General features: G+C 61.1%; 23 protein-coding genes. 9 read left to right on the plus strand and 14 right to left on the minus strand.

Annotated features, from left to right (window positions below):
* The first annotated feature begins 27 nt into the window (after window positions 1-27).
* The 4 genes from AB4O16_RS12820 to lnt are packed head-to-tail and all read left to right on the plus strand — an operon-like array spanning window position 28 to window position 3,899.
* Complete coding sequence (locus AB4O16_RS12820; RefSeq protein WP_008022966.1) at window positions 28-1,035, plus strand: PhoH family protein; 1,008 nt, start codon at window positions 28-30, stop codon at window positions 1,033-1,035.
* Entirely contained in the window at window positions 1,028-1,522 is a 495-nt protein-coding gene (gene ybeY, locus AB4O16_RS12825) for an rRNA maturation RNase YbeY (protein ID WP_460157853.1), read from the plus strand. The genes AB4O16_RS12820 and ybeY overlap by 8 nt, the downstream gene beginning before the upstream one ends.
* A 5-nt stretch (window positions 1,523-1,527) precedes the next feature.
* On the plus strand, window positions 1,528-2,367 hold the full coding sequence (locus AB4O16_RS12830; protein WP_150715958.1) for an HlyC/CorC family transporter: 840 nt from the start codon (window positions 1,528-1,530) through the stop codon (window positions 2,365-2,367).
* A gap of 8 nt (window positions 2,368-2,375) precedes the next feature.
* Window positions 2,376-3,899 (plus strand): apolipoprotein N-acyltransferase, encoded by a 1,524-nt coding sequence (gene lnt, locus AB4O16_RS12835; protein WP_460157854.1) that lies wholly within the window; start codon window positions 2,376-2,378, stop codon window positions 3,897-3,899.
* Window positions 3,900-4,276: 377 nt separating this feature from the next.
* On the opposite strand, the gene AB4O16_RS12840 is transcribed toward lnt, so the two are convergent.
* Both AB4O16_RS12840 and AB4O16_RS12845 read right to left on the minus strand, forming a co-directional pair.
* On the minus strand, window positions 4,277-5,038 hold the full coding sequence (locus AB4O16_RS12840; RefSeq protein ID WP_460157855.1) for a YdcF family protein: 762 nt from the start codon (window positions 5,036-5,038) through the stop codon (window positions 4,277-4,279).
* A 104-nt stretch (window positions 5,039-5,142) separates the two neighbouring features.
* Window positions 5,143-5,463: a hypothetical protein gene (locus tag AB4O16_RS12845; RefSeq protein ID WP_160385765.1), complete on the minus strand. Its 321-nt coding sequence runs from the start codon at window positions 5,461-5,463 to the stop codon at window positions 5,143-5,145.
* Between the two features lie 280 nt (window positions 5,464-5,743).
* Between AB4O16_RS12845 and leuS the strand changes: the two genes are divergently transcribed.
* From leuS to AB4O16_RS12870, 5 genes are all read left to right on the plus strand, one after another.
* Window positions 5,744-8,350 carry a leucine--tRNA ligase gene (leuS, locus tag AB4O16_RS12850; RefSeq protein WP_460157856.1) on the plus strand — a complete coding sequence of 869 codons (2,607 nt, stop codon included), beginning with the start codon at window positions 5,744-5,746 and terminating at the stop codon, window positions 8,348-8,350.
* Window positions 8,351-8,437: 87 nt separating this feature from the next.
* Window positions 8,438-9,043, plus strand: coding sequence for an LPS-assembly lipoprotein LptE (locus AB4O16_RS12855; protein WP_160385767.1), 606 nt, complete (start codon window positions 8,438-8,440; stop codon window positions 9,041-9,043).
* A 39-nt stretch (window positions 9,044-9,082) separates the two neighbouring features.
* Window positions 9,083-10,120 carry a DNA polymerase III subunit delta gene (holA, locus tag AB4O16_RS12860; protein WP_460157857.1) on the plus strand — a complete coding sequence of 346 codons (1,038 nt, stop codon included), beginning with the start codon at window positions 9,083-9,085 and terminating at the stop codon, window positions 10,118-10,120.
* A 209-nt stretch (window positions 10,121-10,329) separates the two neighbouring features.
* Window positions 10,330-10,494 carry an alternative ribosome rescue factor ArfA gene (gene arfA / locus AB4O16_RS12865; protein ID WP_007990624.1) on the plus strand — a complete coding sequence of 55 codons (165 nt, stop codon included), beginning with the start codon at window positions 10,330-10,332 and terminating at the stop codon, window positions 10,492-10,494.
* A gap of 60 nt (window positions 10,495-10,554) precedes the next feature.
* A complete protein-coding gene (locus AB4O16_RS12870) occupies window positions 10,555-11,877 on the plus strand; it encodes a lytic murein transglycosylase (protein WP_160385770.1) in 1,323 nt (440 codons plus the stop codon).
* Between the two features lie 117 nt (window positions 11,878-11,994).
* Here AB4O16_RS12870 and AB4O16_RS12875 read toward each other — a convergent pair whose 3' ends face one another.
* The 12 genes from AB4O16_RS12875 to nadD all read right to left on the minus strand — a co-directional run bounded on the left by AB4O16_RS12875 (window position 11,995) and on the right by nadD (window position 23,300).
* Window positions 11,995-12,945, minus strand: coding sequence for a S66 peptidase family protein (locus AB4O16_RS12875; RefSeq protein WP_460157858.1), 951 nt, complete (start codon window positions 12,943-12,945; stop codon window positions 11,995-11,997).
* Between the two features lie 171 nt (window positions 12,946-13,116).
* Window positions 13,117-14,115 carry a lipoyl synthase gene (gene lipA, locus AB4O16_RS12880; protein WP_160385797.1) on the minus strand — a complete coding sequence of 333 codons (999 nt, stop codon included), beginning with the start codon at window positions 14,113-14,115 and terminating at the stop codon, window positions 13,117-13,119.
* Window positions 14,116-14,140: 25 nt separating this feature from the next.
* A complete protein-coding gene (lipB, locus tag AB4O16_RS12885; protein ID WP_160385772.1) occupies window positions 14,141-14,788 on the minus strand; it encodes a lipoyl(octanoyl) transferase LipB in 648 nt (215 codons plus the stop codon).
* Window positions 14,788-15,063, minus strand: coding sequence for a DUF493 domain-containing protein (locus tag AB4O16_RS12890; RefSeq protein ID WP_460157859.1), 276 nt, complete (start codon window positions 15,061-15,063; stop codon window positions 14,788-14,790). The genes lipB and AB4O16_RS12890 overlap by 1 nt, the downstream gene beginning before the upstream one ends.
* A gap of 83 nt (window positions 15,064-15,146) precedes the next feature.
* On the minus strand, window positions 15,147-16,304 hold the full coding sequence (locus tag AB4O16_RS12895; protein ID WP_460157860.1) for a D-alanyl-D-alanine carboxypeptidase family protein: 1,158 nt from the start codon (window positions 16,302-16,304) through the stop codon (window positions 15,147-15,149).
* Window positions 16,305-16,487: 183 nt separating this feature from the next.
* Window positions 16,488-17,498: a septal ring lytic transglycosylase RlpA family protein gene (locus tag AB4O16_RS12900; protein ID WP_460157861.1), complete on the minus strand. Its 1,011-nt coding sequence runs from the start codon at window positions 17,496-17,498 to the stop codon at window positions 16,488-16,490.
* Window positions 17,498-18,508, minus strand: coding sequence for a lytic murein transglycosylase B (mltB, locus tag AB4O16_RS12905; protein WP_160385775.1), 1,011 nt, complete (start codon window positions 18,506-18,508; stop codon window positions 17,498-17,500). Before mltB ends, AB4O16_RS12900 begins: the two co-directional genes overlap by 1 nt.
* Window positions 18,509-18,525: 17 nt before the next feature.
* On the minus strand, window positions 18,526-19,629 hold the full coding sequence (gene rodA, locus AB4O16_RS12910) for a rod shape-determining protein RodA (protein ID WP_160385798.1): 1,104 nt from the start codon (window positions 19,627-19,629) through the stop codon (window positions 18,526-18,528).
* A 31-nt stretch (window positions 19,630-19,660) separates the two neighbouring features.
* Window positions 19,661-21,556 carry a penicillin-binding protein 2 gene (gene mrdA / locus AB4O16_RS12915; protein ID WP_160385776.1) on the minus strand — a complete coding sequence of 632 codons (1,896 nt, stop codon included), beginning with the start codon at window positions 21,554-21,556 and terminating at the stop codon, window positions 19,661-19,663.
* 10 nt (window positions 21,557-21,566) lie between these two features.
* Window positions 21,567-22,034, minus strand: coding sequence for a 23S rRNA (pseudouridine(1915)-N(3))-methyltransferase RlmH (rlmH, locus tag AB4O16_RS12920; protein WP_003185785.1), 468 nt, complete (start codon window positions 22,032-22,034; stop codon window positions 21,567-21,569).
* A 9-nt stretch (window positions 22,035-22,043) separates the two neighbouring features.
* Window positions 22,044-22,538: a ribosome silencing factor gene (gene rsfS / locus AB4O16_RS12925; RefSeq protein ID WP_110658309.1), complete on the minus strand. Its 495-nt coding sequence runs from the start codon at window positions 22,536-22,538 to the stop codon at window positions 22,044-22,046.
* A 72-nt stretch (window positions 22,539-22,610) separates the two neighbouring features.
* Complete coding sequence (nadD, locus tag AB4O16_RS12930; RefSeq protein WP_160385777.1) at window positions 22,611-23,300, minus strand: nicotinate-nucleotide adenylyltransferase; 690 nt, start codon at window positions 23,298-23,300, stop codon at window positions 22,611-22,613.
* Window position 23,301: the final 1 nt, after the last annotated feature.

Consider the following 23,301-nt stretch of genomic DNA (forward strand, 5'->3'; position numbering starts at 1 on the left):
ATTGCCCCAGGGCGGCTAAATACGACCTTGAACGCACCCATAGAACCACATCGTTTCATCCTCGAGCCTTTTGAAGCTCGTCGCTTCGCCAATCTGTGCGGGCAATTCGACGAGCACCTGCGCTTGATCGAACAGCGCCTGACCATCGAGATCCGCAATCGCGGAAACCAGTTCGAGCTGATCGGCGAACCCAAACACACCACCTCCGCGGAAAACCTTCTGCGCCGCCTGTACCGGGAAACCAAGGGTACCGAGCTGTCGCCGGACATGGTGCACCTGTTCCTGCAGGAATCGGCCGTCGAACAGCTGGACAACCACTCCCCCGCCGAGCCGTCCGTTGCCCTGCGCACCAAGAAAGGCATGATTCGCCCCCGCGGCTTGAATCAGCTGCGCTACGTGAAGGAAATTCTCGGCAACGACATCAACTTCGGCATCGGTCCGGCCGGTACCGGCAAGACCTATCTGGCCGTTGCCTGCGCGGTGGACGCACTGGAGCGCGAGCAGATCCGTCGCATCCTGCTGGTGCGCCCGGCGGTCGAAGCGGGTGAAAAACTCGGTTTCCTGCCCGGCGACCTGTCGCAAAAAATCGACCCGTACCTGCGCCCGCTCTACGACGCGCTCTACGAAATGCTCGGCTTCGAATACGTCGCCAAGCTGATCGAGCGCCAGGTGATCGAAGTTGCGCCGCTGGCCTACATGCGCGGCCGTACGCTGAACAACAGCTTCATCATTCTCGACGAAAGCCAGAACACCACGGTCGAGCAAATGAAGATGTTCCTGACCCGGATCGGCTTCGGTTCCACGGCCGTCATCACCGGGGACATCACCCAGGTCGACCTGCCGCGCGGCACCAAGTCCGGCCTGCACCATGTGATCGAAGTGCTCAAGGACGTGCCGGGGATCAGCTTCACGCACTTCCAGCCCAAGGACGTCGTGCGCCATCCGCTGGTACAGCGCATTGTCGAAGCCTATGAGCGCTTCGAAACCAAAGCGGCCGACGATGCAGCCGCCAAGGATAGCCGCCGCGATGCTTGAGCTTGACCTGCAAATCGCTACCCAAGCCGCCGCCCCCGGCGAAGCCGAGTTCCGCCAGTGGTGCGAACTGGCTTTGCGCCAGCGCAGCGCCGACTCGGAGATGACCATTCGCCTGGTCGACGAAGCCGAAGGACGCGAGCTGAACCACACCTGGCGGCAAAAGGATTACGCAACCAACGTCTTGTCATTCCCGGCCGATGTGCCGGATGAGTTCCTCGACATCCCGCTGCTGGGCGATCTGGTGATCTGCGTGGCCGTGGTCGAGCGTGAAGCTGCCGAGCAAGGCAAGGCGCTGGATGCCCATTGGGCACATTTGGTGATCCACGGCTGCTTGCATCTGCTCGGTTATGACCATATTGATGACGACGAAGCCGAAGAGATGGAAGCACTGGAACGAACGTTGCTTGCAGAACTGGGCTTTCCCGATCCGTACGCGGACGACGAAACCGACGCATTCCCTACCGAAACAACAAAGGATTCAGAGTAATCGCTATGAGCGAAGATCGATCGAGCAACGGGCAGAAGTCATGGCTGGGTAAGCTCACCCAGGCTTTTGCCCACGAGCCGAAAAACCGCCAGGAGCTGCTGGAGCTGCTGCGCGATGCACACCAGAACAAACTGCTGGACAGCGAAGCGCTGGCCATCGTCGAAGGCGCCATCCAGGTGGCTGACCTGCAGGTGCGGGACATCATGGTCCCGCGCTCGCAGATGATCAGCATCAAGGCGAACCAGACACCCCGCGAGTTCCTGCCTGCTGTGGTCGACTCGGCCCACTCCCGCTACCCGGTCATCGGCGAAAGCCACGATGACGTGATGGGCGTGTTGCTGGCCAAGGATCTGCTGCCGTTGATCCTCAAGGAGAACGGCGACAGCTTCAACATCAAGGACCTGCTGCGCCCGGCCACCTTCGTGCCGGAATCCAAGCGCCTTAACGTGCTGCTGCGCGAATTTCGCGCCAACCACAACCACATGGCCATCGTCATCGACGAGTACGGCGGCGTGGCAGGCCTGGTCACCATCGAAGACGTGCTGGAACAAATCGTCGGCGACATCGAAGACGAACACGACGTCGAAGAAGACAGCTACATCAAGCCGCTGCCCAGCGGTGATTTCCTGATCAAGGCCCTGACGCCGATCGAGAACTTCAACGAGTTTTTCGACAGCGAGTTCTCCGACGATGAGTTCGACACCGTCGGCGGCCTGGTGATGAGCGCGTTCGGGCATCTGCCAAAACGTAACGAAATCACTGAAATCGGCCCCTACCGTTTCCGCATCCTGAACGCCGACAGCCGTCGGATTCACTTGCTTCGCCTGACGCCCATTGCTCGCTAAGGATTGAAATGCGCTGGACAACCCGCCCCGGCTGGCCCGGTAACCTGCTGGCCGTGGCGGCCGGTGCAATCACCACACTGGCCCTGGCGCCGTTCGATATCTGGCCACTGGCACTGCTCGCCGTCGGCCTGTTCTATGCCGGTCTGCGCGAGCTGAGCCCACGCCAGGCCCTGGGTCGCGGCTGGTGTTTCGGTTTCGGCCTGTTCGGTGCCGGCACCAGCTGGATCTACTACAGCATTCACCACTTCGGCGGCGCATCAGTGCTGCTGGCCGGTTTCCTGATGCTGCTCTTCACGGCGGCGATTGCCTGGTTCTTTGCCCTGCCCGCCTGGATCTGGGCGCGCTGGCTGCGCCGCAATGAGGCGCCGCTGGCCGACGCCCTGGCCTTCGCGGCGCTGTGGGTCGGCCAGGAAGCCTTCCGTGGCTGGTTCCTGACGGGCTTCCCGTGGCTGTATTCCGGCTACAGCCAGCTCGACGGCCCGCTGACCGGGCTCGCCCCCGTCGGCGGGATGTGGCTGATTTCCTTTACCCTGGCCCTGACAGCGGCATTGATCTACAACGGCTTGCGCCTCGTTCGCACGGGGCGCAAAGGCTTCATTGCTGCCGGTGTATTGTTGCTGGTCGGTCCATGGCTGGCCGGCATGGCACTCAAGCACCATGCCTGGACCAGCCCGTCGGGCCCGCCATTGAGCGTTGCCGCCATCCAGGGCAACGTCGAACAAAGCATGAAATGGGACCCGGCGCAGCTCAACGCGCAACTGGCGCTGTACCGCGACATGAGCTTCAGCTCAAAGCGCGCCGACCTGCTGATCTGGCCGGAAACGGCGATTCCAGTGCTGAAGGAGTCTGCCGAGGGCTACCTGAGCATGATGGGTAACTTCGCGGCCGAGCGTAAATCGGCCTTCATAACCGGCGTCCCGGTGCGCATGGAGGTACGCCATGAGAAGCGCTTCTTCAACGGCATCACCGTTGCCGGTGAAGGCGACGGCACTTACCTGAAGCAAAAACTGGTGCCGTTTGGTGAATATGTCCCCTTGCAGGACGTGCTGCGCGGGCTGATCGCCTTCTTTGACCTGCCGATGTCGGACTTCGCTCGTGGCCCGGCCGATCAACCGCTACTACAGGCCAAGGGTTATCAGATCGCTCCGTACATTTGTTATGAAGTGGTTTACCCGGAGTTCGCCGCCAGCCTTGCCGCCCGTAGCGACCTGCTGCTGACCATCAGCAACGACACCTGGTTCGGCACCTCCATCGGTCCGCTGCAACACCTGCAAATGGCGCAGATGCGCGCACTGGAAGCCGGCCGCTGGATGATCCGCGCCACCAACAATGGCGTGTCCGGCCTGATCAACCCGTTCGGCCAGATCACCGATCAGATCCCGCAGTTCGAACGCGGCATCCTATATGGCGAAGTGGTGCCGATGCACAACCTGACGCCGTACCTGCAATGGCGTTCGTGGCCGCTGATCATTGTCTGCGTGCTGTTGTTTGGCTGGGCGCTGATTGCCAGCCGGATGGCCAAGACCGTCTGAACTGACACCACATCAAACCTGTAGGAGCCGGCTTGCCGGCGAAAGCCATGGTCGCCATGACATCGCATTCGCTGGCAAGCCAGCACCTACAGGGTCAGTGGGTGTACGCAGTATTCGTGAGCTACCGAAATTATTGTGGGAGCTGGCTTGCCAGCGATGAGGCCCTCACATTCAACATCAATGTCGCCTGACCCACCGCCATCGCTGGCAAGCCAGCTCCCACAGGGTCAGTGGGTGTATGCAGTATTCGTGAGCTACCGAAATTATTGTGGGAGCTGGCTTGCCAGCGATGAGGCCCTCACATTCAACATCAATGTTGCCTGACACAACGCTTTCGCTGGCAAGCCAGCTCCTACAGGGCGCGGGCAACCATTGGGTTATCGGTAAAACAACGAATAACCGACCTGCCCCACCGCCTCGTTCATCAATTGCCCGTTCTGCCAGATCGCCTTGAACTCCGGCATCCAGCCACCCAGTGGCCGCGCGTGGTCGCCGCCCAGAAAGCCTACCGGCGCCGGCACCACTTCAAACCCGGCCTTGCGAAAGCTCCAGACCGCTCGTGGCATATGCCAGGCCTGAGTCACCAGCACCACGCGCTTGACGCCCTGAGGCAGCAACACCTCGGCGCTGAACCGGGCATTTTCCCAGGTGGTGCGGCTGCGCCCTTCCTGCCAGCGCACGGTCACGCCAAAATCGTCACGCAAAGAGTCAGCCATCATCTGCGCCTCGCTGGGCGGCCCGCCGTAATGCAGGCCGCCGCTGGTCAGTAGCGGCAGGCCGGAAGCCCTGGCCAGCCGCGCGGCAAAGCGCTGGCGCTCCAGACCGACGCCTGTGGGCTGGTCTGCACCCCAGGCCACATCACCGCGCTCGCGGCCCGAGCCGAGGACCACGATGGCGTCCGCACGCTGTCCCAGCACTGTCCACTCTTCGCGGGCAAGTGCCGGCTCACGCTCGAGCAGCCTCGCGCTCCACTGCACCACCACCGGCAGGCTCATCAGCCAGAAACCGCCTAACCCCAGCGCAAAACACGCACCGGCAAGCCTCGGCCTCGATCGACGCAACCACCAGGCAAGCAAAAGCAGCAGCAAGAGAATGCCGGGTGGCAAAAGAAGTTGTTTTACGAAATAACGAAAAGGCATCGAGCATCTCCCGGAGATGCCCGAAGCCTAAGTGGGTTGGCGCGATGCGACAATCGATACGGAAGGACTATTCTTCAAAAATGCGTGGAGCATGACTCTGTGCCCTATTTGAACTGCAAAGACCGGACCTTTACCGCGTCTCTGCCCTGAACTTTGTCCTTGAGCCAGATGATTTTGGCTGAACGTGGTGCGTCTAGTTGCTTTACCGCCTCTGACAAGCATCCATGCGTCTCACGCTCACTGCGATCCAGATACGCCTTGACCAGTGCAAACTCTGCGGGGCTCAGGCCACGCAGTTCCAGTTCCAGAGGGCGCACGTCGCGCAACCGGCTAGCGGTTTTTGCCGCTTCCAAGGCCAGGGCCAAACGATCGATCAGCCTTTCGTACAGCTCCGGTTTTGTAGCTTTTTGCTGTGACTCAACCATCCCTCACCTCATTGGAAGATAAGACCTACTCCCCAGTTAGAGCTTAGCTTCCATGAACAAACCGGCTGAACGCCGCGACCAACGGCCCTCGCAGCGGTTTTAGCATGACGCGCGGCACTAATCAGGGTTTCCCTCGATAGAGTGCGGTCATGTATGCTACGGCGCTTCCTGTAACTCCACTTCCAGCTCGTCTGGACACCGAAACGCCGAATTGGCGCGTTCACCGTCCAGCGTCGCATTGAAGAGGATTAGGCCACCCCTATTCAGTTCAAAAGTAGCCATGCACGAACAATATCAGCCCCGTGAAATCGAAGCCGCCGCCCAGTCGTTCTGGGACGAGCAAAAGTCCTTTGAAGTCAGTGAACAGCCAGGCAAGGAGACTTACTACTGCCTGTCGATGTTCCCTTACCCCAGCGGCAAGCTACACATGGGGCACGTGCGCAACTACACCATCGGCGACGTGATCTCCCGCTACCAGCGCATGCAAGGCAAGAATGTTCTGCAACCGATGGGTTGGGACGCCTTCGGCATGCCGGCGGAAAACGCCGCAATGAAGAACAACGTGGCGCCCGCCAAGTGGACCTACGAAAACATCGCCTACATGAAGACCCAGCTGCGCAGCCTGGGCCTGGCGGTGGACTGGTCGCGCGAAGTGACCACCTGCAAGCCTGATTACTACCGCTGGGAACAATGGCTGTTCACTCGCCTGTTCGAAAAAGGTGTGATCTACAAGAAAAGCGGCACCGTGAACTGGGATCCGGTCGACCAGACCGTCCTGGCCAACGAGCAAGTGATCGACGGTCGCGGCTGGCGTTCCGGCGCGCTGATCGAAAAGCGCGAAATCCCGATGTACTACTTCAAGATCACCGCCTACGCGGATGAGCTGCTGGAGAGCCTCGACGACCTGCCGGGCTGGCCTGAACAGGTCAAGACCATGCAGCGCAACTGGATCGGCAAGTCCCGCGGCATGGAAGTGCAGTTCCCTTACAACGTCGACTCCATCGGCGAAACAGGTGCACTGAAAGTCTTCACCACCCGTCCTGACACCCTCATGGGCGCGACCTACGTCGCCGTGGCTGCCGAGCATCACCTGGCTACCCTGGCCGCACAGAACAATCCTGAGCTGCAAGCGTTCATCGCTGAATGCAAGGGCGGCAGCGTGGCCGAAGCCGACGTCGCCACCCAGGAGAAGAAAGGCCTGCCGACCGGCCTGTTCGTCGAGCACCCGTTGACTGGCGAAAAACTGCCGGTCTGGGTCGCCAACTATGTGCTGATGCACTACGGCGACGGTGCCGTGATGGCGGTTCCGGCCCACGACGAGCGTGATTTCGAATTCGCCCACAAGTACAACCTGCCGGTGAAATCGGTGGTGCGCACCAGTTCCGGCGACACCAACCCGACGCCATGGCAAGACGCCTACGGCGAGCACGGCACGCTGATCAATTCCGGCGAGTTCGATGGCCTCGACTTCGCGGGCGCCTTCGACGCCATTGAAGTCGCGCTGATCAAGAAACAACTGGGCGCCTCGCGTACCCAGTTCCGTCTGCGCGACTGGGGCATCAGCCGTCAGCGCTACTGGGGCTGCCCGATCCCGATCATCCACTGCACCACCTGCGGTGACGTGCCGGTACCGGAAGATCAACTGCCGGTCGTACTGCCGGAAGACGTGGTGCCGGACGGCGCCGGTTCGCCACTGGCACGCATGCCTGAGTTCTACGAGTGCAGCTGCCCTAAATGCGGCCAGCCTGCCAAGCGTGAAACCGACACCATGGACACCTTCGTCGAGTCCTCGTGGTACTACGCCCGCTACGCCTCGCCACATTATGAAGGCGGCCTGGTGGAAAAATCCGCGGCCGACCACTGGCTGCCGGTGGATCAGTACATCGGCGGTATCGAACACGCGATTCTTCACCTGCTGTACGCGCGCTTCTTCCACAAGCTGATGCGCGACGAAGGCCTGGTGAGCTCCAACGAGCCGTTCAAGAACCTGCTGACCCAGGGCATGGTGATCGCCGAGACTTACTATCGTCGCGAAGCCAATGGTGCCTACACCTGGTTCAACCCGGCGGACGTCGAGCTTGAGCGTGACAGCAAGGCCAAGGTCATCAGCGCCAAATTGAAATCCGACGGCCTGCCGGTGGAAATCGGCGGCACCGAGAAGATGGCCAAGTCGAAGAACAACGGCGTCGACCCACAGTCGATGATCGATCAGTTCGGCGCAGACACCTGCCGCCTGTTCATGATGTTCGCCTCGCCGCCTGACATGAGCGCGGAATGGTCCGACTCGGGCGTAGAAGGCTCGCACCGTTTCCTCAAGCGCGTCTGGCGCCTGGCGCAAGCGCACGTCACTCAGGGCCTGCCGTGCAAACTGGATATCGCCAACCTGAACGACGAGCAGAAAGCCGTTCGCCGTTCGATCCACCTGGCCATCAAGCAGGCCAGCCAGGACGTCGGCCAGCACCACAAATTCAACACCGCCATCGCCCAGGTGATGACGCTGATGAACGTGCTGGAAAAAGCCGCACAAGGCACCGAACAGGATCGCGCGCTGGTTCAGGAAGGCCTGGAAGCCGTGACCCTGTTGCTGGCTCCGATCACCCCGCACATCAGCCACGAGTTGTGGAACAAGCTGGGTCACGCCGATCCTGTGATCGATGCCGGCTGGCCAGTGGTGGATGACAGCGCTTTGGTGCAGGACAGCCTGACGCTGGTCATCCAGGTCAACGGCAAGCTGCGTGGCCAGATCGAAATGCCGGCCGGCGCGACGCGTGAAGAAGTCGAAGCCGCTGCCCGCGCCAACGAAAACGTGCTGCGTTTCGTCGACGGCCTGACTATTCGTAAAGTGATCGTAGTGCCCGGGAAACTGGTCAACATCGTCGCCAGCTAATTGGATCAGGCGCCAGGTGAGCCTGGCGCCGAATAAAACCTTTCGGGCCGCATGACCGGCCCACATGGTTTCAAGGGGAGCAACACAATGATCAAACGCAACTTGCTGGTGATGGGCCTCGCGGTTCTGTTGAGCGCCTGCGGTTTCCAGCTGCGCGGTACCGGCACCAACGAACTGGCGATCAAGGAACTCGACCTGAGCGCCCGTAACGCCTACGGTCCGACCGTGACCCAACTGCGCCAGGTCCTGGAAGGCAGCGGCGTCAAGGTCTATACCGGCGCGCCTTACAAGCTGATCCTGACCAATGAACAGGAAAACCAGCGCATCATCAGCTACGCAGGTGCCGGTCGTGCTGGCGAGTACCAGATCACCACCGTGCTGAGCTACGACATCCGTGGCCGTGGCGATCTGCCACTGCTGAGCGACAAGCTTGAAGTGCAGAAAATCTATATGCACGACGGCAACAACCTGGTGGGCTCCGATCAGGAAGCCGCAACAGCCCGGGAAGAAGGCCGCCGGGAGATGGTTCAACGCATGATGCTGCGCCTGGAGCAACTGACCCCGGCCCAACTGGATCAGTTGCAGCAGACCGCCGAAGCCAAGGCCAAGGCTGACGCCGCGGCGCTGGAAGCGGCACAAAAGGCTGAAGCGGAAACCCCGCGCCAGTCGCCTGTCGAACTGCCGCAGCAGTAAGACTTACGGGGCGCCCAGGCGCCCCGTTCGCCCTTTCTTATGAAGCTCGCCCCCGCCCAACTCGCCAAACACCTGCAAGGTGCCCTCGCGCCGGTCTACATCATCAGCGGCGATGACCCGCTGCTGTGCCAGGAAGCGGCCGACGCTGTTCGCGCCGCCGCCCGCCAGCAGGGATTCGATGAACGCCAGGTCTTTGCCGCTGACGCCAATTTCGACTGGGGGACCTTGCTGCAAGCCGGTGCCAGCATGTCGCTGTTCGCCGAAAAGCGCCTGCTGGAACTGCGTCTGCCTTCCGGCAAACCCGGCGACAAGGGTGCCGCCGCGCTGATCGAGTACTGCTCGCGTCCAGCCGACGACACCGTGCTGCTGATCAGTTTGCCGAAGCTCGATGGCAGCGCGCAGAAAACCAAATGGGGCAAAGCGCTGGTCGAAGGACAGCAGACCCAGTTCGTGCAGATCTGGCCGGTCGATGTCAGCCAGTTGCCGAGCTGGATCCGCCAGCGTTTGTCCCAGGCCGGGCTTTCCGCCAGCCAGGATGCCGTTGAACTGATTGCTGCACGGGTCGAGGGCAACCTGCTGGCCGCCGCCCAGGAAATCGAAAAGCTCAAACTGATGGCCGAAGGCGGTCAGATCACCGTTGAAACCGTGCAGGCAGCGGTAGCCGACAGTGCGCGCTTCGACGTCTTTGGCCTGACCGATGCGGTGCTCAACGGCGAAGCGGCCCACGCGCTGCGCATGCTCGAAGGCTTGCGCGGTGAAGGCGTCGAGCCGCCGGTGATCCTCTGGGCGCTGGCCCGGGAGTTGCGCCTGCTGGCCAACATTTCGCTGCAGTACAGCCAGGGCACGCCGCTGGACAAGGCCTTTAGCCAGGCCAAACCGCCGGTCTGGGACAAACGTAAACCCTTGATGAGCAAAGCGCTGCAACGCTACTCGGCACAGCGCTGGGCGCAACTGCTGCTGGAAGCTCAACGCATCGACGCACAGATCAAGGGCCAGGCTGCCGGCTCGCCGTGGATGAGCCTGAGCCGTTTGACGTTGTTGATGGCCGGGCAGCGCTTAACCCTACCCGCTGAGTAACACCGCCCCTTGTAGGAGCGAGCTTGCTCGCGAAGGTCGCTAACGATAACGCTGGCTTCCTGGTTTAACGCGGTGCGCCCAGGTTCTTCGCGAGCAAGCTCGCTCCTACAAGGAGCGGCGCTTTTTCAGACAGACATCGGGGCTGGACAGCCTTTCAACTTCGGCCGATGATTCGCCTCGCAAAATCCATTCACTTGCGAGAAGTCACCATGAGCAAAAAGCCATCGAAGCATGGCCCCAACAAGGCCAAGTCCATCATCGCCCAGCCATTGTTCCGCAGCCGCCAGGAACGCCCGGCCAAGGGCAAAGGCAGTTACCGCCGCGAAGCCTTCCAGTCTGACAGCTGGGAGGCTTCTTACTTTCTGGCTGCGTAAAGCACAACCCCCTTCGACATGGTAAGGTCTGTACCTGATTTGTATTTACTGGACCCGTGCATGCCCTTTTGTCTTCCCCGTCGTTGGCATTTACGCCAATTGATCGCTGCCTCCAGCCTTGTTTTGCTTGTCGCCTGTGCGGAAAAACCGACCGCAGCCGACGCTCAGCCGCTTCAGACTTCTCCTGTCGCCACCGCCCCGGCCATTGTTCCGCCTGTGGTTCCGACGGGTGAGAACCTCGACATCCAGCCAACCCAGACCTTTGCCGAATGGCAGGCGGGTTTCCGCAATGATGCCCTGGCCGCCGGTATCCGCGCCGATCTGTTCGACCGCGCTTTCGCCAATGTCAGCTTCGACCCCAGCGTAATTCGCGCCGATCGCAGCCAACCTGAATTCGCCAAACCGGTGTGGGAATACCTCGATGGCGCCCTGTCGCCGCTGCGGGTACGCAAAGGCCAGTCACTGATCAATCAGTACGCCGACGTCCTGCAGGGCATCGAGCAGCGTTACGGCGTTGATCGTCAGGCGCTGGTGGCCGTGTGGGGCATGGAAAGCAACTTTGGCCAGTTCCAGGGCAACAAGTCGGTGATCAACTCGCTGGCGACCCTGGCCTACGAAGGCCGTCGCCCCGGTTTCGCCCACGCGCAATTGATTGCCGCCCTGCAGATCCTGCAACAAGGCGATATCGAACCCGAGAAGATGCTTGGGTCCTGGGCCGGCGCCATGGGCCAGACCCAGTTCATCCCGACCACCTACAACACCCATGCCGTGGACTTCGATGGTGACGGACGCCGCGATATCTGGGGCAGCTCGGCCGACGCCCTGGCTTCGACCGCGCACTACCTGCAAAGCTCAGGCTGGCAGAGAGGCCAGCCGTGGGGCTTTGAAGTCCAGCTGCCGAGCGGGTTCAACTACCTGCTGGCCGACGGTACGATTCGCAAGAGCGTCGCCGAATGGCGGCAACTGGGCATTTCCCTGCCCAACGGTGGCCAGGTCCCGGCCGGCTCGGAGCAATTGTCCGCTGCCCTGTTGTTGCCGGCCGGTTACCGTGGCCCGGCGTTCCTGGTGCTCGATAACTTCCGGGCGATCCTCAAGTACAACAACTCGTCGTCCTACGCCTTGGGTGTGAGCCTGCTGTCCGAGCGCTTCAATGGCGCTGGCCTGATCAGCGGCTCATGGCCAAAGGATGACCTGCCACTGAGCCGTACCGAGCGGATCGAGTTGCAGAACCTGCTGAGCGCACAAAACTACGACGCCGGCACTGCCGACGGGATCATCGGCGCCAACACCCGCAAGGCGATCCGCAGCGCCCAGCAGTCGTTTGGCTGGCCGGCGGACGGGTATCCGACGCACAAGTTGCTGGAAGGATTGCGCAGCCGCTAAAAGCATCGCGGGCAAGCCCGCTCCCACAGTGTTCGCGTCGTACACAAATCATGTGAACGCCCCTGAACCTGTGGGAGCGGGCTTGCCCGCGATGACTGACTAACAGGCGATAAAAATCTAGTGCCTGACAACCACATCCTGCTCCAACAGTAACTCCTTGCTCCCCGCATCCAAGCGCACCAATGCCCCCATCGGCAACGTCAGGTTCGGATCGCAATGCCCACTGCGCCACCCGGACAGCACCGGAATCTTCAATGGCGCGAAGGTCTGCTTAAGCAACCGATCCAGCGCCGCCACCTCCACCCCCGCCACATCCCCGACCAGCACACCCCGCAGCTTGTGCAACGTGCCTGCCAATCGCAGCTGGGTCAGCAACCGGTCAATGCGATACAGCGGCTCGTTGATGTCCTCGATCAACAGAATGACACCCTCGGCGTCCATTTCGTAAGGCGTGCCCATGGTTGCGGCAATCATGGCCAGATTGCCCCCCAGCAAGCGTCCATGGGCCACGCCCGGCTCGATTGTGGTCAACGGGTAGGCGACCGGATGCGCCAGCACTGTGCCTGCCCTCACCTGCCCTCTCAGCATGTTGAAGAAGGAAGACTCCGTAGGTATTTGCTTGTCACCCAGCAGGTCGGCATTGAGCAACGGACCGTGAAATGTCACGAAGCCGGCATAGCGACTGATCGCCAAATGCAATGCGGTGATGTCGCTGTAGCCGATGAACGGCTTGGCGTTATCGCGCAGCAATTTGAAATCGATACGATCGAGTAACCGGGGCGTGCCGTAGCCGCCGCGCAGGCAGATGATGGCATCGACTTCTCGATCCGCGAACGCACCGTGCAGGTCATTGAGCCGCACGTCATCGCTGCCGGCCAGGTAGCCGTCCTTCTCGTAGACCCCGGGAAACACTTTCAGTGAATAACCCCGGGCACGCATCCATTGCACCGCCTTGTCGGTGTCCAGCGGCGCGGGACCGGCAGGTGCGATAACGCCTATCACACCTTCCGACGGCAGTGCCGGTACGGGCGCGTGAGGGCAAAGGGTGTGGGTCGGTCGAGCGGTCATCCGTGAATCTCCCTGCGTAAATCTTCAGCACACAGTAGTCAGGAACGGGGACAAACAGAAGAGGAACGTTGCCCCGCAGGTTGCAGGAAAAATGGCCGTTGCCGCAGCCCAGGCAAAAAAACGCCCGCAAGGTAAAAGACCGTGCGGGCGCATTTCATTTCATTACGTCGATCAGGACGACATCAGCTCGGCCTTGACCAGCTTGGCCTGCTCGTCGGCGTGGTACGAGGAGCGTACCAACGGACCCGAGGCAACGTTCTTGAAGCCCATCTTGTAGCCTTCCTCGGCGAACCAGGCGAAGGTGTCCGGGTGCACGAAGCGCTGCACCGGCAAGTGGCTGCGCGACGGTTGCAGGTACTGACCGAGGGTCAGCATGTCGATGTCGTGCTCGCGCATGCGCTTCATGACTTCGATGACTTCTTCGTCGGTCTCGCCCAGACCCAGCATCAGCCCGGACTTGGTCGGAATGTGCGGCATCATCTGCTTGAAGCGTTGCAGCAGGGTCAGCGACCACTGATAGTCCGAACCCGGACGCGCAGCCTTGTACAGGCGCGGCACGGTTTCCAGGTTGTGGTTGAACACATCCGGCGGCTCGGCGGCGGTGATTTGCAGCGCGATGTCCATGCGGCCACGGTAGTCCGGGACCAGGGTTTCAAGCTGCACGTTCGGCGACAGCTTGCGGATTTCGCGGATGCAGTCGGCGAAATGCTGGGCACCGCCGTCACGCAGGTCGTCGCGGTCTACCGAGGTGATCACGACGTATTTGAGTTTCAAGTCGGCGATGGCGATGGCCAGGCTTTCCGGCTCGTTGACGTCCAGTGGCTTCGGACGGCCGTGGCCGACGTCGCAGAACGGGCAACGACGGGTGCAGATGTCACCCATGATCATGAAGGTCGCGGTGCCGCCGGAGAAACACTCGCCCAGGTTCGGGCAGGACGCTTCTTCGCACACGCTGTGCAGCTTGTGTTTGCGCAGCAGGGCCTTGATGCGGTCGACTTCCGGCGAAACCGGGATGCGTACACGAATCCAGTCCGGCTTCTTCGGCAGTTCGGTGGTCGGAATGATCTTCACCGGGATGCGTGCAACCTTCTCGGCGCCGCGCAGCTTGACGCCGGCTTCAACCTTGGGACGCGGGGCCGGGCGCTCGGTGACATCAAGCGTCGGGATCATGGTTTGCACTGCATCAGTAGTCATATCAGTCGATTCCGCCCGTCAGGGTCGTCTGCTCAGCATAGTCGAGGTGTTTGACGAGCTGCGCGCGCAGCCGGGCACTTACCTCGGCAAATTCAATCGATCCTGCGTGATCGCTCAGCTGGGTCATCGCCAGCCCGGCGTAGCCGCAGGGATTAATCCGTCGAAACGGTTCCAGGTTCATGTCCACGTTCAAGGCCAGGCCATGAAAGGAACAGCCGTGGCGGATCCGCAGACCCAGGGAGGCGATTTTCGCCCCGTCGACATAGACACCCGGTGCATCGGGCTTGGCCGCGGCGGTCACACCGTAACTGGCCAGCAGCTCGATGAGGCATGACTCCATGCGGGTCACCAGATCACGTACGCCAAAACCCAACTTGCGCACGTCCAGCAGCAGGTAAGCCACCAGTTGGCCCGGGCCGTGGTAAGTCACCTGACCACCGCGATCGACCTGCACCACCGGAATATCGCCCGGCAACAACAAGTGCTCGGCCTTACCGGCCTGACCCTGGGTGAACACCGGTGGGTGCTCGACCAACCAGATTTCGTCGGCGGCATTGCTGCCACGTTCGTTGGTGAAGCGCTGCATGGCATGCCAGACCGGCTCGTACGCCATCTGGCCGAGTTCGCGAAAGCCCAGCGTGCCGGACATCACAGCACCATGTGCACGAAACCGGTAGCCCGCAGAAAGCTGTTGATGTTGTACAGCTGATCCTGATCGGTCGCGACTATGTGCAACTGAATGGTGGTGTATTTGCCGTTGCTGCTTTGACGCTCATCGACACGCTCATCGTTGATGGTTGCGTATTTCTTGACGATTTCGATGATCGTGTCTTTGTTGCCAGCGCCCGTATCGCAGATCACCTTAACCGGATAATCAACCTGGGGAAATTCGATCTTTGGCGCCTTTACTTCGGTATCGGTCATGGCGTAACGGCCTCGTAAGCGTAAGCCGTGGCGACGGCAAAGCCCCGCGCCGGATCAGCACGGGGCCTTGCAGGAGCACACTATCAGTTGAACAAGCCGTAGAAGAATAGACGGATGCTATCCCACATGCGACGGAAGATACCACCCTCTTCGACGCCGTCCAGAGCGATCAGGTCGGCGCTGTGCACCACCTTGTCTTCCAGTTTGACTTCGACTTTGCCGATCACGTCACCCTTGGCGATTGGCGCAACCAGTTGCGGGTTCATGGTCATGCTGGCGGCGAGCTTTTTCAGCTGGCCTTTAGGCAGGGTCATGGTCAGGTCTTGCGCCAGGCCGGCCTTGACCTGGTTGGTGGCGCCTTTCCAGACAGGTGCCTGGGCCAGTTCGGTACCCTTCTGATAGAAGGTCTGGGTTTCGAAGAAACGGAAACCGTAGGTCAGCAGCTTCTGGGTTTCGGCGGCACGGGCCACTTCGCTGTTGGTACCGAACACCACGGCGATCAGGCGCATGCCATCACGCACGGCCGAGGACACCATGCAGTAGCCGGCTTCGTCGGTATGGCCGGTTTTCAGGCCGTCGACGGTCTTGTCGCGCCACAGCAGCAGGTTACGGTTCGGCTGCTTGATGCCGTTCCAGAAGAACTCTTTCTGCGAGTAGATCGCGTAGTGAGCCGGGTCTTCGTGGATGATCGCGCGCGCCAGCACAGCCATGTCGTGAGCCGACGAATAATGCTCAGGGTTCGGCAGACCGGTCGGGTTCATGAAGTGGCTGTTGGTCATGCCCAGGTCGCCAACGGTTTTGTTCATCATGTCGGCGAAGGCGTCTTCGCTGCCGGCGATGTGCTCGGAGAGCGCGACGCTGGCGTCGTTGCCCGACTGGATGATGATGCCGTGCAGCAGGTCGCTGACGGTGACCTGCGAGCCGACCTTGATGAACATCCGCGAACCGCCGGTACGCCAGGCGTTCTCGCTGACGGTCACCGGATCGTTTTCGCCGATCTGGCCACGGCGGATTTCCAGCGTCGCGATGTACGCGGTCATCAGCTTGGTCAGGCTGGCCGGCGGCAGACGCTGGTCACCGTTGTTCTCGACCAGCACGTTGCCGCTGCTGGCATCCATGAGCACATAGGCCTTGGCGGCCAGTTGCGGTGGCGACGGCATCATCTCGACCGCAAAGGCGGCTGGTGAGAGGAGCAGCGGGACTAGCAGGAACAGGCGTTTGGCAAAGGTGGTGATGTTCATCCGTCTCTCGAAATCGCTAATGGAAACTGCCCGAAGGCAAAACTAATCAGATGACTTTCTAACGAGTCATCGCGTGTTCAGCTGCTCACTCAGTAACCCTTGCCGGGCTTTTGTTCTTCAACGAGCCAACAACCTGGTTCACCCCCCAAAACCGCAGATGAACCGTCAATCAAGTCCTACGTATTACTCAGTCACAACACTTGGCGAACCGAGATTGGCCAGGCGCACACTGTTCTGTACCTGCTGGATCTCACCCGGTGATCCGATCGGCCCCAGGCGAACCCGGTGCAGGGTCTGCTGATTGCGCACGATCGAACTGATGAACACCGGAGCGCTCACCATCCCGCTGAGCTTCGACCTCAGGAGCTCTGCAGCGTCCGGGTTGGCGAACGCGCCCACCTGCAGATACTGGCCAGCGCCTGCCGCAGACGTGTTCTTTTTGGCATCGATCTGCACCGGCACCACAGCGGCGGCGTGTTGCTGCGGCGGCGGTGTCCATTGCTCGACGGTACCGGCCGAAGCCGTGATCACCGGGGCGCTATTCTGCGCGACTTGCGGCTCGTTGAGCATCAATGGTGCCGGACGGCCTTTGGCGGCCCAGTACGCCTGTGGATCAATGCCTTCGACCTTGACCCGCGCCGTGCCGGTTTCGGCGTAACCGAGCTTCTTGGCGGCGGCGTAGGACAGGTCGATGATCCGGTCCGAGTAGAACGGCCCGCGGTCGTTGACTCGCAGGATCACGCTCTTGTTGTTGTCCAGGTTGGTCACCCGAACGTAACTCGGCAGTGGCAACGTCTTGTGCGCCGCACTCATGCCGTACAGGTCATACACTTCGCCGTTGGCGGTGTTCTGACCGTGAAACTTGGTGCCGTACCAGGACGCAGTGCCCGACTGCACGTAGGTCTTGGATTCTTGCAGCGGGAAATAGGTTTTGCCCAATACCGAGTACGGGGCGGCCTTGTACGGGCCGGTATGCAGGGTTGGCGTGGCGTCCGGGATGCGGGAGACATCGACATCCCACCATGGCGCGCCATCCTTGTGAGCACGGTTGATGTCCAGCCCGGGCGTCGCGCGCACGGCGGTGGTGGTGGTTTTCTGGGCCGGCGCACGACTGGTCGAACAACTGGCGACCAGCACTGTCAACGCGGCGAACGCCATCAGCTTCAGGGGTTTATTGATAGGCAATGCCCGCATTACTTGACGCCCCGTGCTTGGACCAGCTGTTCAGACAGTTGATGTACGGCCATGGCGTACATCACGCTGCGGTTATAACGCGTGATTGCGTAAAAATTCTTCAGGCCCATCCAGTATTCGGGGCCATTGTCGCCTTCCAGGCGGAAAGCGGTAACCGGCATATCATCGCGCAGCGCATCATGACTTGACCACCCCAGGGCTCGCAACTCCCCGACGGTTTTCGTCGGTTCGATTCCCGTGGTCAGACCCTGGTCGACCTGATCGCCACGGACATCCGCGCGGCTGACCACCGGTTCGCCGGCGACCCAGCCATGACGCTTGAAGTAACTGGCGACACTGCCGATGGCATCGTCCGGGTTGGTCCAGATGTTGATATGGCCATCACCGTCGAAATCCACCGCATAGGCGCGGAAACTGCTCGGCATGAACTGCGGCAAACCCATTGCGCCGGCGTAGGAGCCTTTGAGCGTCAACGGATCGACCTGCTCTTCACGGGCCAGCAGCAGGAACTCACGCAATTCCTTGCGGAAAAACTCGGCACGGGGAGGATAGTCGAAACCCAGGGTCGACAAGGCATCGATCACCCGGAAATTTCCGGTATTACGGCCGAAAAAGGTTTCAACGCCGATGATCGAGACAATCACCTGGGCCGGCACGCCGTATTCCTGCTCGGCACGGGCCAGCACTGCTTCATGCTGACGCCAGAAATCCACACCCCGGGCTATGCGCGCATCGGTGATGAACATCGGGCGATATTCACTCCACTGCTTGACGCGTTCGGCGGGTTTCGAAATGGCGTCCAGAATCGACTGCTTGCGCTCGGCTTCGCGGAACACGCCCATCAATTGTTCGCCGGCGAAACCGTAGTCGCGGGTCATTTCACCGACGAACTCGGCCACCTGGGGTGTGCCTTCGTAGTCGCCGGCCAATGCTTCCTGCATTGTGCCAAGGATGCTTACCAGGCCGACCCATGGCGCGTATCGAGTCGCCCAGCCACGCATTGCTTGCATTGAAATCTTCACCTTATTCAAACCTGCGCGATCCACTTGCGATGGGTATGGATCGACATCAAAACCCCAAACGCTGACAGCAGCGTCACCAGCGAAGTTCCTCCGTAGCTAATGAACGGCAACGGCACCCCCACCACCGGCAACAGGCCACTGACCATACCGATGTTGACGAAAACATAAACAAAAAACGTCATGGTCAGGCTGCCCGCGAGCAGCTTGCCGAACAATGTCTGCGCCTGGGCGGTAATCACCAGGCCGCGGCCGATCAACAGCAGGTAGATCAGCAACAGCGCGCAGATCCCTACCAGGCCGAACTCTTCACCCAATACGGCAATGATGAAGTCGGTATGGCTTTCCGGCAGGAAGTCCAGGTGTGACTGGGTGCCCAGCAACCAGCCCTTGCCGAACACGCCGCCGGAACCGATGGCCGCCTTGGACTGGATGATGTTCCAGCCGGTACCGAGCGGATCGCTCTCCGGGTCGAGGAACGTCAGGATTCGCTGCTTCTGGTAGTCGTGCATGATGAAGAACCACATGGCAATCGCCACGGGAACGGCGGCGGCCAATACGCTGAGGATCCAGCGCCAGCGCAGGCCACCCATGAACAGCACGAAGGCGCCACCGGCCAGGATCAGCAGCGAAGTGCCGAGGTCCGGTTGCCGCACGATCAGAATGAACGGCACGCCGATCAGCATCAGGCTGACACCCACGTGCTTGAGCTGGGGTGGCAAGGTGCGTTTGGACAAATACCAGGCGATCGTCGCCGGCATCAGGATTTTCATGAATTCCGAGGGCTGGAAGCGCACCACGCCGGGAATGTTGATCCAGCGGGTGGCGCCCATGGCGTTGTGGCCCATGATGTCCACCACCAGCAACAGCATCACCCCGACCACATAACCCAGCGGCACCCAGCGTGCCATGAATCGCGGCTCGAGCTGGGCGATGACGATCATCGACACCAGGCCGATGCCGAACGACGTGGCCTGTTTGGCCAACAGATCCCAGCTTTTGCCACTGGCCGAATACAGCACGAACAGGCTGCCCGCGGCGAGGGTCAACAGCAGGATCAGCAGCGGTCCGTCGATGTGCAGGCGTTGCAGCAGCGTCGCACGGCGACGCATCACATCCTCACTGGAGAGCATGCGATCGAAGTTATTCATCACGGGCGGTAGCCTCTGCACTGATAGGGCTGGCGTATTCGGGCTTCAACCGACCGTTCTGGTCCAGGAGCCAGGCGTCCATGACCTGACGCACCACGGGAGCTGCGACCCCGGAACCGGATTCGCCGTTCTCGACCATCACCGACACCACGATTTTCGGGTCATCGGCCGGCGCGAAGCCGACGAACAAAGCGTGGTCACGGTGACGTTCCTGGACCTTGGAGCGGTCGTACTTTTCACCCTGCTTGATCGCGACCACCTGGGCCGTACCCGATTTGCCGGCAATTCGGTATTGCGCGCCGATCGAGGCTTTGCGCGCCGTACCGCGGGCACCATGCATTACCTGCTGCATGCCGTGGTTGACCTTGTTCCAGTCCGACGGGTCACGCAGGATGATGTCTGGTATCGGGTTAGGATCCACCGGCTTCTCGCCTTCGATGGTCCTGGCCAGGTGCGGACGGTTCCACACGCCTTTGTTGGCCACCAGCGCGGTGGCCTGGGCCAGTTGCAACGGGGTCGACTGCATGTAGCCCTGGCCGATCCCGAGAATCAGCGTTTCACCCGGGAACCAGGCCTGACGGCGGGTCGCACGTTTCCATTCGCGGGTCGGCATCAACCCCGGGGATTCTTCGAACATGTCCAGAGAGACCTTCTGACCGATACCGAACTTGGTCATGTAGGCCGACAACCGATCGATCCCCAGCTTGTGGGCCAGGTCATAGAAATAGGTGTCGTTGGAGCGCATGATCGCCGTATCGAGGTCGACAAAGCCGTCGCCGGTACGGTTCCAGTTGCGATATTTGTGATCGTAGTTGGGCAGCATGTAGTAGCCGGGGTCGAACACCCGCGACGACGCTGTCACCACGCCCGCGTCCAGTCCGGCAATCGCCACTGCCGGCTTGATGGTCGAACCCGGCGGGTACAGGCCACGCAGCACGCGGTTGAACAACGGCCGGTCGATGGAATCGCGCAGCTCGGAATAGGCCTTGAAGCTGATCCCGGTGACGAACAGGTTCGGATCGAAACTCGGCTGGCTGACCATCGCCAGGACTTCACCGGTTTTCGGGTCCAGCGCGACCACCGCGCCACGGCGACCGCCGAGTGCAGCTTCGGCAGCCTCCTGCAATTTGATGTCCAGGCTCAGGACGATGTCCTTGCCGGGAATCGGATCGGTACGCTTGAGCACCCGCAGAACGCGGCCTCGAGCGTTGGTTTCGACTTCCTCGTAACCCACCTGCCCGTGCAACTCCGGCTCGTAGAAACGCTCGATGCCGGTTTTGCCAATTTGATGGGTGCCGCTGTAACTCACCGGATCCAGAGTCTTGAGCTCTTTCTCGTTGATGCGCCCCATGTAACCCACCGAGTGCGCAAAATGCGCACCCTGCGGATAGTGACGGACCAATTGCGCGACCACTTCCACGCCTGGCAGGCGGAACTGGTTCACGGCAATTCGCGCGATCTGCTCTTCGGTCAGCTCGAACAGGATCGGCACCGGCTCGAACGGCCGGCGCCCCTGGCGCATGCGCTTCTCGAAAATGCCCCGATCTTCAGGCGTCAGCTCCAGCACCTGGACGATCACATCGAGCACTTGCTGCCAATCGCCAGAGCGCTCGCGCGTCATGCTCAGGCTGAAGCTGGGCCGGTTGTCGGCGATCACCACGCCATTGCGGTCGAAAATCAGCCCACGGGGCGGTGGAATCGGCTGCACATGGACACGGTTGTTTTCCGACAGGGTCGAGTGGTACTCGTACTGGATCACCTGGAGGAAATACAGACGCGCAATCAGCACGCCAATCAGCGCCACCACTGCAATAGCCCCGAACACGACGCGGCCACGCACCAGACGGGCGTCTTTTTCGTGGTCCTTGATGCGGATCGGCTGGGACATGAGGGCAGAACTACTTGTGGTAAGGGTGACCGGACAGCACGGTCCAGGCACGGTACAACTGTTCGCCGATCAAAATCCGCACCAGCGGGTGCGGCAAGGTCAGCGGCGACAACGACCAGCGCTGGTCAGCCCGCGCACAGACTTCCGGCGCCAGCCCTTCGGGGCCGCCGACCATGAAGTTGACGGTGCGCGAGTCCAGCCGCCAGCGATCGAGTTCGACCGCCAGTTGCTCGGTGCTCCAGGGCTTGCCGTGGACTTCGAGAGTGACTATCCGCTCGTTCGGCCCGACCTTGGCCAGCATGGCTTCGCCTTCCTGGCGGATGAAACGGGCCACGTCGGCGTTCTTGCCACGGGTATTGAGCGGTATTTCCACCAGTTCCAGCGCCAATTCGGACGGAAGACGCTTGGCATATTCATGCCAGCCTTCTTCCACCCATTTAGGCATGCGTGAACCGACGGCGATCAGTCGCAGTCGCACAGCGGTCCCTTATTCCTGGTCTTTGTTGAGCTTGTTGAAGTGCTCGTGACCAACTTCAGGGCTGTGGTGCTTGCCATCGGCCGCACGGCTCTGCTCGGCACCTTTCCACAGACGCTCCAGGTCGTAGAACTGACGGGCGTTGGAGGTCATCATGTGGACGATCACGTCGTCCATGTCCAGCAGTACCCAGTCGCTGTCGCCCTTGCCTTCTTCACCCAGTGGCTTGATGCCCAGGGCTTTGACGGCTTCGCGAACCTTGTCCAGCATCGCGCCGATCTGACGGTTGGAGGTACCGGTGGCGATGATCATGTAGTCGGTGATGCTCTGCTTGTCGCGAACATCGATGACCAGCACGTCCTGGGCCTTGACGTCTTCCAGGGCGGCTACGGCGATCTTGACCAGCTCGTCGCCTTTAGGCGGCTCGGCAGCGAGGACTTTCTCAGGCAGCGGAGCGCTCTTGAACGTGCCTTTGCGTTTTACTTTGGTTTCGTTGTTGCTCGTCATATAAAACTCGTTTTGCTCGTATGTTCGGGGCTTCGATACACGTTGTTGCCACGTGCCTTGAAGCACTCCTATTCAGTTCGACGCACGGTAGAGACCGTGCGCATCGATGTAGGCCAGGACCGCGTCGGGCACCAGGAAACGTACCGACTTACCGCTGGCCAGCAGTTGACGGATCTGGGTGGCGGATACCGCGAGCGGTGTCTGCCAGACGAATGCAATCTGTCCGCTCGGCCCTTTGAGGGCCAGCGGGTCGCTCACCGAGCGCGCTGCCAGCAGGTTGCGCAAGGCATCCGGCGGTTCGCTGTCGGCATCCGGGCGTTGCAACACCAGGATATGGCAATGCTGGAGCAACTCTTCCCAGCGGTGCCAAGTGGGCAGGCCGCAAAAAGCGTCCCAGCCCAAAAGCAGAAAAACCTGGTCATCTGCGGCCAGTTCGGCGCGCATCAGTTCCAGGGTATCAATGGTGTAGGACGGTTTGTCCCGCTGCAATTCGCGGGCGTCCACCACCAACGGCGCCACACCGGCCACCGCGCACTCGACCATCGCCAGACGGTCTTTGGCCGACACCTGCGGCGTATCCCGATGGGGCGGCCTGGCACTGGGTGTCAGTCGCAGCTCATCGAGCGCCAGGGTTTCGGCGACTTCCAGCGCACCGCGCAAATGGCCGATGTGCACCGGGTCGAACGTTCCGCCCAGCACACCAATGCGGCGAGGGGCTGGCTCGCTGACGGTGACCGGGGCTGACGGGTCGAAGTCGCCCAAG

Source organism: Pseudomonas sp. S2_H10 (assembly GCF_054668285.1).